Annotated in this window: 16 protein-coding genes; 13 read left to right on the forward strand and 3 right to left on the reverse strand. The window is 67.4% G+C overall.

Annotated features, from left to right (window positions below; translation table 11 throughout):
- The first annotated feature begins 7 nt into the window (after positions 1 to 7).
- Together I4Q55_RS34355 and I4Q55_RS34360 are read left to right on the forward strand one after the other, a co-directional pair.
- A complete protein-coding gene (locus tag I4Q55_RS34355; protein ID WP_307793394.1) occupies positions 8 to 475 on the forward strand; it encodes a phage terminase small subunit P27 family in 468 nt (155 codons plus the stop codon).
- Positions 435 to 2,204 carry a terminase large subunit gene (locus tag I4Q55_RS34360; protein WP_206793990.1) on the forward strand — a complete coding sequence of 590 codons (1,770 nt, stop codon included), beginning with the start codon at positions 435 to 437 and terminating at the stop codon, positions 2,202 to 2,204. Before I4Q55_RS34355 ends, I4Q55_RS34360 begins: the two co-directional genes overlap by 41 nt.
- On the opposite strand, the gene I4Q55_RS34365 is transcribed toward I4Q55_RS34360, so the two are convergent.
- The gene (locus I4Q55_RS34365; RefSeq protein ID WP_206793992.1) at positions 2,194 to 2,802 is read right to left on the reverse strand and encodes a hypothetical protein; all 609 of its coding nucleotides are present in this window, start codon (positions 2,800 to 2,802) and stop codon (positions 2,194 to 2,196) included. The genes I4Q55_RS34360 and I4Q55_RS34365 overlap by 11 nt on opposite strands.
- A 48-nt stretch (positions 2,803 to 2,850) precedes the next feature.
- Between I4Q55_RS34365 and I4Q55_RS34370 the strand changes: the two genes are divergently transcribed.
- Positions 2,851 to 4,359 (forward strand): phage portal protein, encoded by a 1,509-nt coding sequence (locus I4Q55_RS34370; protein ID WP_277992015.1) that lies wholly within the window; start codon positions 2,851 to 2,853, stop codon positions 4,357 to 4,359.
- Positions 4,356 to 5,333, forward strand: a complete 978-nt coding sequence (locus I4Q55_RS34375; RefSeq protein WP_206793994.1) for a hypothetical protein — start codon at positions 4,356 to 4,358, stop codon at positions 5,331 to 5,333. The genes I4Q55_RS34370 and I4Q55_RS34375 overlap by 4 nt, the downstream gene beginning before the upstream one ends.
- Here I4Q55_RS34375 and I4Q55_RS34380 read toward each other — a convergent pair.
- The gene (locus tag I4Q55_RS34380; RefSeq protein ID WP_206793996.1) at positions 5,299 to 5,646 is read right to left on the reverse strand and encodes a helix-turn-helix domain-containing protein; all 348 of its coding nucleotides are present in this window, start codon (positions 5,644 to 5,646) and stop codon (positions 5,299 to 5,301) included. The genes I4Q55_RS34375 and I4Q55_RS34380 overlap by 35 nt on opposite strands.
- A 169-nt stretch (positions 5,647 to 5,815) precedes the next feature.
- Here I4Q55_RS34380 and I4Q55_RS34385 point away from each other — a divergent pair, with 169 nt between their 5' ends.
- Genes I4Q55_RS34385 through I4Q55_RS34395 form a run of 3 tightly spaced genes read left to right on the forward strand, consistent with a single transcriptional unit; the run spans position 5,816 to position 7,584 of the window.
- Positions 5,816 to 6,370, forward strand: a complete 555-nt coding sequence (locus tag I4Q55_RS34385; RefSeq protein WP_206793998.1) for a hypothetical protein — start codon at positions 5,816 to 5,818, stop codon at positions 6,368 to 6,370.
- Between the two features lie 39 nt (positions 6,371 to 6,409).
- Positions 6,410 to 7,405 carry a DUF5309 family protein gene (locus I4Q55_RS34390; RefSeq protein ID WP_206794000.1) on the forward strand — a complete coding sequence of 332 codons (996 nt, stop codon included), beginning with the start codon at positions 6,410 to 6,412 and terminating at the stop codon, positions 7,403 to 7,405.
- Positions 7,405 to 7,584 carry a hypothetical protein gene (locus I4Q55_RS34395; RefSeq protein WP_206794002.1) on the forward strand — a complete coding sequence of 60 codons (180 nt, stop codon included), beginning with the start codon at positions 7,405 to 7,407 and terminating at the stop codon, positions 7,582 to 7,584. The genes I4Q55_RS34390 and I4Q55_RS34395 overlap by 1 nt, the downstream gene beginning before the upstream one ends.
- Before the next feature lie 9 nt (positions 7,585 to 7,593).
- Here the strand turns inward: I4Q55_RS34395 and I4Q55_RS34400 are convergent, their stop codons facing one another.
- Positions 7,594 to 7,776 (reverse strand): hypothetical protein, encoded by a 183-nt coding sequence (locus tag I4Q55_RS34400; protein ID WP_206794005.1) that lies wholly within the window; start codon positions 7,774 to 7,776, stop codon positions 7,594 to 7,596.
- 334 nt (positions 7,777 to 8,110) lie between these two features.
- On the opposite strand from I4Q55_RS34400, the gene I4Q55_RS34405 reads away from it, so the two are divergent.
- The 6 genes from I4Q55_RS34405 (at position 8,111) to I4Q55_RS34430 (ending at position 11,114) form a co-directional block, all read left to right on the forward strand.
- A complete protein-coding gene (locus I4Q55_RS34405) occupies positions 8,111 to 8,386 on the forward strand; it encodes a hypothetical protein (protein WP_206794007.1) in 276 nt (91 codons plus the stop codon).
- A gap of 16 nt (positions 8,387 to 8,402) precedes the next feature.
- Positions 8,403 to 8,732 carry a hypothetical protein gene (locus I4Q55_RS34410; RefSeq protein ID WP_206794009.1) on the forward strand — a complete coding sequence of 110 codons (330 nt, stop codon included), beginning with the start codon at positions 8,403 to 8,405 and terminating at the stop codon, positions 8,730 to 8,732.
- Positions 8,733 to 8,748: 16 nt separating this feature from the next.
- Entirely contained in the window at positions 8,749 to 9,066 is a 318-nt protein-coding gene (locus tag I4Q55_RS34415; RefSeq protein WP_206794011.1) for a hypothetical protein, read from the forward strand.
- 16 nt (positions 9,067 to 9,082) lie between these two features.
- A complete protein-coding gene (locus I4Q55_RS34420) occupies positions 9,083 to 9,487 on the forward strand; it encodes a hypothetical protein (protein ID WP_206794013.1) in 405 nt (134 codons plus the stop codon).
- Between the two features lie 30 nt (positions 9,488 to 9,517).
- Positions 9,518 to 10,165, forward strand: a complete 648-nt coding sequence (locus I4Q55_RS34425) for a hypothetical protein (protein WP_206794016.1) — start codon at positions 9,518 to 9,520, stop codon at positions 10,163 to 10,165.
- A gap of 76 nt (positions 10,166 to 10,241) precedes the next feature.
- A complete protein-coding gene (locus I4Q55_RS34430) occupies positions 10,242 to 11,114 on the forward strand; it encodes a hypothetical protein (protein WP_206794018.1) in 873 nt (290 codons plus the stop codon).
- Positions 11,115 to 11,218: the final 104 nt, after the last annotated feature.

Here is an 11,218-nt window from a genome sequence, read left to right on the forward strand (position 1 = left end):
GCAATGGGTGGTGAACGTGGGAAAACGAGGTCCTGATGCCAAGCCAACAGCGTTGCGCATTTTGCACGGCGACCGTAAGGATCGGATCAACGACGCCGAGCCGGTCCCGCCGACCGCCGAGATCGCGTGCCCGGATTGGGCATCGGAGCAGGCTCGTGAGATCTGGGCACGGCTGGCGCCGGGATTGGAGTCCCGCGGCGTTTTGACCGTCTGGGACGCCGACGCGTTTCTGGTGCTGTGCGAGGCCCTGGCCCGGTACCGGGCGGCTACGCAGCTGGTTAACGGGTCGGCGCTGCTGGTGCAGGGCGGATCAGGGCTGATGAAGAATCCTGCGCTGCAGGTGCAGGCGGAGGCCGAACGGACGTTCCTGACCTTCGCCTCGCGGTTCGGGCTGACCCCGTCTGATCGGGCGTCGATCAAGGTCGAGGTGTCCGATGCCGACACCTCCAAGGGCGCGGACCGCCTCCTCAGCTGACCCGCCGGCTACGGCATCCCAGCGAACGCGCTCCGGCAACCCGAAGACCCGCACACCACGAAACCCGAAACCGGGATCGGGGCTGCCGGAGTGCGGGCGCACTTTCGATGGCAGCACGTGCCGCCAACGCGGCGACCACCTCTGCGAACCTCGCGCCGACCATGCGGTCGCGTTCTGCCACGAAATCTGCGTCCACACCAAAGACCGCTGGGCCCGCCGCCCGTTCATCCTCTCGCCCTGGCAGCGAGACGGCATCGTCCGCCCCCTGTTCGGCGAAGTCCGCTGGGACCCCGAAGCCGAGTGCTACGTCCGCCGGTACCGGATCGGCTGGATCGAGCTAGCCCGCAAGAACGGCAAGAGCGAGCTCCTGGCCTTCGTCGCGCTCTACATGCTCTGCGGCGACGGCGTGGAGTCTGCGGAGATCTACGGCTGCGCCCGCGACACCGACCAGGCCAAGCTCGTCTTCAAGGTTGCCGCCCGCATGGTTGCACTCTCCCCGGTGCTGTCTCGGCGGCTGCGGGTGATCGAGCATTCCGCCCGCATCGTCGACGAGAAGACCAACAGCGTCTACGCCGTCGTCCCGTCCGATGCGCTGGGTAACCTCGGTTCGAACCCGTCGTGCGTGATTTTCGACGAGGTGCTGACCCAGCCCAACGCGGACTTCTGGAACGCCATGCGCACCGGCATGGGCACCCGCCTCGAACCCCTCCTGCTGGCCGCCACCACGGCGGGCGACGACCCGAGCTCGTTCGCCAAGGCGGAGCACGACGAATGCGTCAAGATCGCCGACGCCCCTGAGAGGGCGCCGCACCGGTTCGTCTACCTGCGCAACCTGCCCGAGGACGCCGACCCGTGGGACGAGGCCAACTGGTACCACTCCAACCCCGCCCTCGGCGACTTCCTCTCCCTCGCTGCCCTACGCGAAGAAGCCCTCGAAGCTCGCAACGACCCGGCCAAGGAGAACGTGTTCCGCCAGTACCGGCTCAACCAGTGGGTCGCCCAGTCGACCCGGTGGATGCCGATGCACCTCTACCAGCTCTGCGTCGGCACCGTGGTGGACGAGCCTGGCCGGCTACGCGAGCAGCACGCCCGCCGCCCCGCCTGGGGTGGACTCGACCTGGCCTCGAAGCTGGACCTGACCGCGTGGTGCCTGATCGTGCCGGACGGCGTCGACGGCCACGTCTCCGCGCTTTGGCGGTTCTGGCTTCCCGAAGCTGGAGTCGCCTTCCTAGACGAGCACACCGATGGCCGGATCTCTCGCTGGGTCGAGCAAGGCTGGATTGCCGCCACCCCCGGCGAGGTCATCGACTACGACGTCATCGAGAACGACATCACCGCCGACACCGGCCTGCTGCGCGTCGCCGAGATCGACTACGACGAATGGTCCGGCGAACCCGTCCGCCAGAGACTGGAGAAGCGGACTGGAGTGCCGATGTACCCGGTCCCGCAGACTTATAAGGCCATGACCCACGGTATGACCGAACTCATGACCCTTACCCGGTCCCGTGCCTGGTCCCACCACGGCAACCCCGTCGCCGAGTACTGCTTCGACTCCGTCGAAGTCCGCCACCCGCCCGGCGAACCCGACCTGATCCGGCCCGACAAGCCGCAACGCAGCAAGACCGGGAAACGGATCGACGCTGTCCCTACGGCCGCGATGGCCGTTTCAGGCTGGCGATTGAGAGGTCAGAAGCGCGCCAAATCTGGAAAGATGATCGTCATGAGTTAGATTGCGAGTCGATATCGCGTTGATCAACCAGGACATCGGCGCGAGCCAAGTCCTTTATTCGTCCTCGCGCAGTGGCTAATTGTGCGAGCACATTGCCCACCTTGACGGCGTCGACCTCTGCACCATCAGCTCTAAGCCGCTCCATCTTCACGACGGTGGATGTTATCCTCATGGCCTCGCCGACTATCTTTTCAATTTCGTCATTTATTACTCTGCTGCCAATTATTTCGAGGCGATTTGTTGCCGCCTGCAGTCGATTATACTGACTGTACAGGTCGTCGACTTCGACCTCTGGCAGGCTGACACCTTCTGCGAGTCCGGGAAAGATTGTCCTTCCGAGAATTGCTGACGATCTCCACCAGTCGTCGAAGGAATCGAGGAACTCCTGATAGGCAAGGACTCGCTCGGATCTCCAGTCCGCCAGCGAGTCATGAAATAGTCGTTTATTAAATACCTCAATCTCACGTGCGTGCCGCACGTCTTCGCGATCACGTTCGCGCAGCCAGCGACGATCCTCTCTCTTCGACGCGATGAGCTGACCGCCCCAACTGCCAGCCAACGCGCCAACGAATCCCAACACAGCAGCCCACCAGGTCATGCCTGCCAGCTTAGGAGGTGACCTATCGCGGTCTTCGAAGCCAGCGAGTTGACGCCGGAAGCGTGGATCACTCGCGTCTCTCGGCAGCACAATGCGCAAATCCCACAGCTGGAGTTGCTGGACTCGTACTACGAGGGCGAGCAGTCGCTGTCCTACATGCACCCGGAGCTGCTGCGTCGGCTGGACAACCGGGTGCGCCAGGTAGTGGTGAACTGGCCCGAGCTAGTCGTGGACAGCCTTGACGAGCGGTTGGACGTGACCGGGTTCCGGCTCGGCGGCGAGCAGGAGGCTGACCGCGAGCTGTGGCGGATCTGGCAGGCAAACCGCCTCGGCCTGCACTCCGGCCAAGCCCACGTGGACGCGCTCGCGCTGGGGCGGTCGTTCGCGATCGTCGGCACGAACGAGCAGGACTCGAGTGCGCCGCTGGTGACGATCGAGTCTCCGTTCGACGTCCACGTCGACCTGGACCCGCGTACCCGCGAGGTCCGCGCCGCCCTGAAGCGCCAGTACGCCGAGGAGGGCGACGGGGACCTGGCGGAGGCTTACGCCACGCTGTACCTGCCGAACGAGACGATTTGGTACACCTCCGACAACTCCGGCGGGAACTGGACCGAGACCGACCGCGACGAGCACGGCATGGGTGTCGTCCCGGTCGTGCCGCTGGTGAACCGGCCGCGGATCCGACGCCGCCGCTACGCCCTCCCGCGCCTCGGGCGCTCCGAGCTGGCGAGCGTGCTGCCCTTGTCCGACGCGGCGTGCAAGATCGCCACGGACATGATGGTGTCCGCCGAGTTCCACGCGATGCCGAGACGGTACGCGCTGGGCTTCGACAAGAACGACTTCGTCGACAGCAACGGCAACCCGCTCACTCCCTGGCAGGCGGTCGCCGGCGTGCTGTGGGCCTCGGCGAAATCTCCGAAAGAGGACGGTGTCGCGGTCGGGCAGTTCCCCGAGGCGGACCTCTCCAACTTCCACAACACCCTCGCCGCGCTCGCGCGGCTGGTCGCGTCGCTGTCCGGGTTGCCGCCGCACTTCCTCGGCTACAGCACCGAGAACCCCGCGTCGGCGGACGCGATCCGCTCCTCGGAGTCCCGGCACATCAAGCGAGCCGAACGGCGTCAGGCGTCCTTCGGCGACGGCTGGGAACGCGTGGCCCAGCGGATCCTGCACGTCCGCGACGGTCGGGTACCGGAGGAGGCCGCGCGGGTGGAGACGCAGTGGATGGACCCGGCCACGCCGACGTTCGCCGCGCAGGCCGACGCCGTGGTCAAGCTCTACAGCGCGGACAAGCTGCTGCCGCGCCGGGCCGCGCGCCGGGCGCTGGACTACTCCGACGCGCAGATCCAGGACATGGAGGCCGAGGACCAGGAGGCTTACGCCCGCGCCGCCGGAGGAGACCTGGCCGCCAGCTACGGCCCCAAGCCCACCCAGGACGACCCCCAGCCGCCGCAGGACGCGCCCGCCCCTGAGCGGCCGAGCATCGTCGCCGGGACACGGCTGCGGCCCGCGACGGCCGTGCAGTTCCAGGAGCCCGTCTACGCCGGGACGCTACGGTGACCGCGCCGTCGACGAGCCCGGATACCGCCTACTACCTCGACCAGCAACGCGTCCTGCGCGCCGCCGTCGACCGCGCGCAGTCGGCTTGGGTGCAGTTGCCCGCCGGGCCGGACACGGTCGATGTCTGGACCGAGCAGGTCCGGCCGGAGGTGGTCGCGGCGGTGGAGCAAGCGCAGGCCGACTCGGTGGCGCTGGCGCCGTTGTACGTCGCGGCGACGCTTGCGGCGGCCGGGGTGGTGTCCGCGCCGCTAGGCGTCCTCGTCGCGCGGGCTTGGGTTGGACACGCGACGACCGGACTTCCGCTGGTCGCGCTGATGGATTTCGCATTTCGCCACTTCCGCCGGACCCTTACGCTCGGGGTGGCGCTGAGCGAGGCACGGACGATGGGGCTGGCGCGGCTGCTGCGCTACGTCGCCACCGAGACCGCTGACGCTGGACGTCTGGCCACGACGGCGGCCGCGGTGCTCGAACCGGAGATCGCTGGCTACGAGCGGGGCGTGCACCTGCCCGCATGCGGGCGGTGCATCCAGCTCACGGGCCGGTTGTACCGCTACAGCACCGGCTTCCTGCGCCACCCTAACTGCGACTGCACCATGCACCCGGTCACCCGCGACCAGTGGCGCACCGGCCGCCCCGCCAACACCCCACGTGCCCTGTTCGACCGGATGACTTACGCCCAGCAGAACAAGGCGTTCGGCACCCACGCCGCGACCGCGATCCGCGCCGGGGCCGACATCTCCCGCGTCGTCAACGCCCGCCGGCACGGCGCCGTCTACACCGCCGGAAACCACGAGTACACCCGCGAGGCCACCACCGTGCGCGGCGTCGGCGGCCAGCTCGGCGACCTCGCCAAGCGAGGCCGCCGTTACCGCACCACCGGCCTTGCGCGCCCGACACCCGCGCAGTTGGTCAACGCGACCCAAGACGAATCTGAACTGGTCAGGCAGCTTCGTCGGTTTGGCTACCTGCGCTAGGCGGCTGAGCCTTGCGCATCACCTGGTAGATCGTGATCAAAGCCTCGCGCTGCTCTTTCGGCAGATCGCACTGTCGCAGCACCCGCAGGACGTCATCGTCATCGAACATCTGCGACTGCACGGCGGCGACCAGCTTGTCCCGCGAGATCTGCAACGCCGCCGCCAGGTCCTTCCCATCGCACGAGGGCAGCGCGACACCGCGCTCCCACTCCGACACGGCTACCTGCGTCCGGCCGACAAGCCCCCCGAGCTGAGCCTGGGTGAGCCCAAGTCTGAGCCGGTTTTCCCTGATCAAGGTGCCAATAGCGCTCATATCGCCAGTATAAGCAGTACTGGCAGTAGACCCGTAGGAGAACACCCGAATGGCCGACGCTCATGTCCCGATAGCTCCTGCAGCGGATGCACCTGTACCAGGAGCAGCAACGACTGACCCGCCGCAGTCGAAAGGCTCACCCACGCCCGCAACGGACTCCAAGGCGGAGGTGCTGCACACCAACGCCGTCGACTACAAGACGCTCTTCGAGCAGGCCCAGAGCAAGCTCGCGAGCGCCGAGCAGACCGCGAAGGACCACAAGGCGAAGGCGGCGAAGCTCGACGAACTGGAGGCCTCGCAGCAGTCCGATGCGGAGAAGGCCGCAGCGCGCGCAAGCGCGGCCGAGGCCCAGGTCACCACGCTCCGACGGCGGGCGGTGGACGCTGAGATCCGAGCAGCCGCCGGGTCCGGCTGGGCCGACCCGACCGACGCACCCCGGTACCTCGACGACAAGGACCGCTACGTCGGCGAAGACGGTGAGATCGACACCGCCGCCATCACCACTGACCTCGCGGCCGTGCTGCTCGCCCGCCCGCACCTGGCCCGCAGCGACGCTCCGCCGCCCGGGCGGCGTCCAGCGCCGGACCCGTCGCAGGGTGCCCGCCAGTCGGGGCCCGCCGGCCACGACGCGCAGATCGCCGAAGCCGAGAAGAACGGCGACTGGGCCACCGCCATCAGCCTCAAGAACCAGCGTCTCGCCGAGCAGGCCGCCCAGCAGCGCTAACCCGCGCACCCTGATCTATAAATCGTTTATGGAGGTTCCATGCCTGGTGTGGCCGCGATCGCCAACACCTACAACTCCCCGAACTTCGTCGGCGAACTGTTCGCCCTGACCCCGACCGACACCCCGTTCCTGTCCGCGATCGGCGGGCTGACCGGCGGCAAGCGCGCCAACGCCGTCGTGCACACCTGGCAGGTCTACGACCTGCGCGCCCCCGACCCGAACCGGCAGCGCCTCGAAGGCGCCGACGCCCCACCGCCCGAGACCCGGGTACGTGGCACGGACCGGAACGTGGTGGAGATCCACCAGGAGACCATCGGCGTCACCTACACCCGCCAGGCCACCCAGCAGATGTTCGCCGCCACCGGCTCGGCCAACGCGAACGCTGCCAGCATCCAGGGCACCAACCCGGTGACCAACGAGATGGACTGGCAGACCCGCCAAGCCTTGATCCAGATCGGCCGCGACGTCGAAGTCTCGTTCGTCACCGGGACGTTTCAGGAACCCACCGACAACTCCAAGACCCGGCGGACGCGCGGCATCCTGGACGCGACCAAGACGAACGTCATCACCAACGCCACGGCGGCCGCGCTGACCGAGGCGATGATCCTCGACTTGCTGCAGAAGGTCTGGCTCAACGGCGGCATCCAGGTCTCCGAGACCGCCACCCTGATGTGCGGGGCGTGGCAGAAGCGGATGCTGACCGCGGAGTTCATCACGAAGAAGAACTACCGCGAGCAGACCCGCAACGTCGGCGGCGTCTCCGTCACCACGATCGAGACGGACTTCGGCACGCTCAACGTGATGCTCAACCGCTACATGCCCGCCGACACCGTCGAGGTCGTCTCGCTCGACCAGTGCGCCCCGGTCCTGCTCGAAACCCCTGGCAAGGGCTTCCTGTTCTCCGAGCCGCTGGCTAAGACCGGCTCGGTGGACAAGGCCCAGATCTACGGCGAGATCGGCCTGGAATACGGGCCCGAGATCGCCCACGGCAAGATCACCGGACTGACCACCGGCCCGGCGGGAAGTGGTAGCTGATGAAGTTCACCAGCACCAAGTACCCGCAGCTGGTCGTGCACGACCTCGGCGTGACCTTCGTCGACGGCGAGGCCGAGGTGAACAACAAGGCCGCCGTCGACGCGCTCAAGGCTCTGCCGCCGGAGCTCGGAGTACGCGCGGCAGGTGGCCGTCCGCCGAAGGACCCGGCGGACGTGTAGCAGTGTGGATCATGGCTTACGGCCCCAGAATGCCCGGACCATTTCCGCGAAGGCGCGAATCACTTCAGCGAAGGCTTTGAGCCCGGCTGGGCCGCGCTCATTGGCAAGGTCACGGCTGACGCGGAGTAGCGCGATGAAGCACACGCTGATGCAGACGAAGGCGACGCAGGCGGCTGCCAACACCGAACTCACGGAAACTCCAGTGCACCGATCGGCACGAGGGGCCCGGAACCCTCGAAGATCGACTCTGGTAGTTCAACGTGTCGGTGTTCAGTTGTAATGAGGCCGATGTCAGCCTGCAGCTTCGAACTAGATCGCTCCGGGGAGAACTAGTTCGACACCTGTCCTACGGGTCCGATTTCGTTACTCGGTTTCTTGCCTGCTGGGCAGTCATCCCAGCCGGGTTGCGAACAGGGTACCGGTTGCCCAGGGAGGTGGTGCGATGCCTCCGCCTCTTCCACTTGCAACCGTTGCGGACGTCCAGGCCCGTACCGACGTCCAGCTCACCCCTGAACAACAGGCTCGCGTGGCCGTCCTGCTCGCGGATGCTTCAGCGCTAGCCCGGCAGCGGGTGCCGGACCTGCCGGATCCCCCGCCGGCTACGGCGGTCGGCGTCATCGGCACGGCCGTCCTGCGGGCGCTGGCGTCTCCACCGGACGGCAACAAGTCCGAGACGGTCGGCGGGCACTCCCGCACCGCTGCGCACGAGGGTGGCGGCCTCTACCTCACCGACGACGAGCTGGACCTGCTGCGCCCGCCCGCGCAGCCCCCACGCGGTGTCTTCTCCATCTGGACCACCTGACATGCGGAGGTGACTCGTGCAGTTTCCGCACCAGCTGGAGGTGATCACTCCAACCGAGGTCACCGACGCCTACGACAACCCGACCCCGCAACTTGAGTACGGCCCCGCCGCGCCGCGCCGAACCGTCTGGGGTCTGCTGCAGCCGGGCAGCTCGACCGAACCGGCGACGCCAGGCCGGGTGCCGGTGGTGACCAGCTGGCAGTTGTTCACCCGGTCTGCGATCGGCGTGCGCGAGCGGGTGGTATGGCAGGGCCGCGTGTTCGAGGTGTCCGGGGAGCCGTCGTGGTGGTCACCCCGGTTCGGGCACGTCCACTACGAAGCCCGCCTCGCCCACGTCCAAGGCTGACAGGAGGTGACCGCTGATGTCGGCGTTCGAACGGATCGAGATCGACTACGACGGTGTGGCCGACGTGCTGCGCTCACCCGAGCTGCACGCCGCTGTCCAGGCCGCCGCCGAGCAGGTCGCCGACGCCGCCCGCGGCCGGGGCCTGCGGGTGGAGAGCGGGGAGCCGTTGCCGGTCGAGGTGTTCGACGACCCCGGGCCAAGTCGGGTAGGTGTGACCGTCGCGATCCGGCACCCATCCGGGGTTGGGATGGAGGCCCACCACGGTGTCCTCAAACGCGCAGCCGGGGAAACAGGTCTGTCCGTCGGCGGCCTCGACCCCGACAACACCGCGTGACCGGCCAGGCCGCGCGGTGCCGGTCGACGTCGCCGAGCTGGTTGTCCGTGCGCTCCGGCCGCAGCTGGCCAGCCGCGCCGACCCGGTCGCCGCCGGAGCGCAGGTCTCGACCGAGACCGGCCGCGGCCTGGACGGCGGGCCGCCCGCGTTGCCGTGGCTGCTGGTCGCCGAGGACGGCCACACCTGGGACTGGCCCGCCGTCCAACGCGCCGTGATCCGGCTGACCTGCTGGCACCACGACACCCACAGCTCCAAAGCCCTCGCCGCGCTTGCCCTCGGCTTGCTCTGCACGCCCGGCCTGCCGGGCGCGCTGATCCGCGGCGAACCCGCCGCCGCCCCGGTCGCCGGGCTCGACCCATACACAGCCGCGCCGCTGGCGACCGCCGCCATCACGGTCTACGCCCGCACCCCGACTCCCTGACCACTCTCACTTCGTTGGAGGCACACCGCTTTGGCCATCAACAGCGCGAACGTGCGCGTCCCCGGTACTGGGGAGATCTCCCTCGCCCCGCCCGATACCCCCGAACCGCCGGACGCGACCAGCGCCCTGCCCGCCGCCTGGACGGGTCTGGGATTGTCCACGCCAGACGGCACCACCCTCTCGCGCAAGGTGGAGAAAGAAGGCACCGAGCACTGGCAGCAGCTCACCCCGGCGCGCTACATCTACAAGTCCCTCGAATTTACCGTCGCCTCCGTGTTCCAGGAAACCAAGGCCGCCGTCCTGTCGGCCTACTTCGGTGGGATGGCCTTCGCCGAGACCGCGACCGGGTCGAAGATCTACCGCGCCGAGATCTCCGCCATCCCCAAGGGCGACGTCCGGGCACTGTGCATCGACTGGACCGACGTCGTCTCGGCCACCGAGGTCTACAGCCACCGCCTCTACCTGCCCCGCGCCGAAGTCTCCGAGACACAAGACGCCCAGTTCTCCCGCACCCAGGAAAACCGCTGGGGCATGACCTTCTCCGCCCTCGCCCCGCCCAAGGGCAAGACCTTCGTCGCGGTCTGGCTCACCAACGACCCCGCCGTCCTCTTCGGCTCTCCAGCTCTCACGTCCAGCAACCTTGACGTCATCACCGGAGCGCCGCCCGACGGAGACTGATCAGCTAACCTGCGTAGACAGGTGAGTAGCTGTCGCGGCGGCGGGCGGCAATAACTACGTGGCGGTGCTTCCAATCATGGACGAGGATGTCCGGATGTCGGACACTGCCTCTACCTGGTCACCCGCGGACAATCCCTACGCGATCGCGGTTTCGGAAGCACAGTGGTGGTTCCGCTCGGCTGCCTTGGCCAGCTATCGGATCCACGACAACGACGATCTTCGAGCAGGGTTCAGCTCACGCCAGATGGATGCTCGGCAGCTCGTTGTCGCCTTGTGGCAGTTGCTCGTGGCCGAGAAGCTTCAGCAGGTGGCCCTTCGCGCTCTGCGTATGGATCAAAGCGTCTATGCGGGACTCAGCCGCGCGAGAACACGATTCGAGCAGGCGCTGCCCGGGATCAAACACATGCGTGACGCACTCATGCACTTCGACGAGTGGGCTCGTGGCGAAGGTAGCGGACCGCAAGCGAAGGACGTCAAGGCGGGAAAAGCGCTGCGGGATGTGGCGAGCATGTACTGGGGCTTCGGCTATGACCCGCAGGACGACACGATCACCCTTGGCCCGTTCGTGTTTGAGGTCGAACCGGCAATTCGTGCCGCCAAAGACCTTGTTGACGCAATCTACCTGGCCGCACGGGCTGTGGACGCGCGGAATTCCGCTGACTTGCGCGCCCGGACCATTCAGACACTCGGCGCTGCGGGTTTGCATGGAGATTCAGCAGGCGACGCGCTGCGGGTGTCGCCGGGAGTGGACATGCGTGTCTGGCTGTCGCTCGATATGGCAGCGGCCACGCACGAACACGAAGCACTGTCCGAGCAAGTCATCGCCGCCTTGGCCAACGCCGGGCTCCAACTCATGTCCTCTATGGAGCCACAGAGCAACAACCCGGCAGAACGTCTACTGAAGGGTGAGGCGTTGTATGTGACGTGGGTCTGCCCAGGGTCTGGTTGACACCTCATCTGTGAGGCTTCGGCCTCGCCTGGAAGGATGTCACCGTGCCCAAGCCCTACCCCCGTGAGTTCCGTGACGATGTCGTCGCGGTGGCCCGTCGCGGC

The sequence above is a fragment of the Amycolatopsis sp. MtRt-6 genome, from assembly GCF_017308975.1.
Taxonomy (GTDB): domain Bacteria; phylum Actinomycetota; class Actinomycetes; order Mycobacteriales; family Pseudonocardiaceae; genus Amycolatopsis.

Bases quoted from the DNA above. Each gene is read 5' to 3' on its own strand.
- I4Q55_RS34380 (WP_206793996.1), bottom strand. From the start codon at position 5,646: ATGAGCGCTATTGGCACCTTGATCAGGGAAAACCGGCTCAGACTTGGG.
- I4Q55_RS34390 (WP_206794000.1), top strand. From the start codon at position 6,410: ATGCCTGGTGTGGCCGCGATCGCCAACACCTACAACTCCCCGAACTTC.
- I4Q55_RS34415 (WP_206794011.1), top strand. From the start codon at position 8,749: ATGTCGGCGTTCGAACGGATCGAGATCGACTACGACGGTGTGGCCGAC.
- I4Q55_RS34360 (WP_206793990.1), top strand. From the start codon at position 435: ATGCCGACACCTCCAAGGGCGCGGACCGCCTCCTCAGCTGACCCGCCG.
- I4Q55_RS34395 (WP_206794002.1), top strand. From the start codon at position 7,405: ATGAAGTTCACCAGCACCAAGTACCCGCAGCTGGTCGTGCACGACCTC.
- I4Q55_RS34430 (WP_206794018.1), top strand. From the start codon at position 10,242: ATGGACGAGGATGTCCGGATGTCGGACACTGCCTCTACCTGGTCACCC.
- I4Q55_RS34365 (WP_206793992.1), bottom strand. From the start codon at position 2,802: ATGACCTGGTGGGCTGCTGTGTTGGGATTCGTTGGCGCGTTGGCTGGC.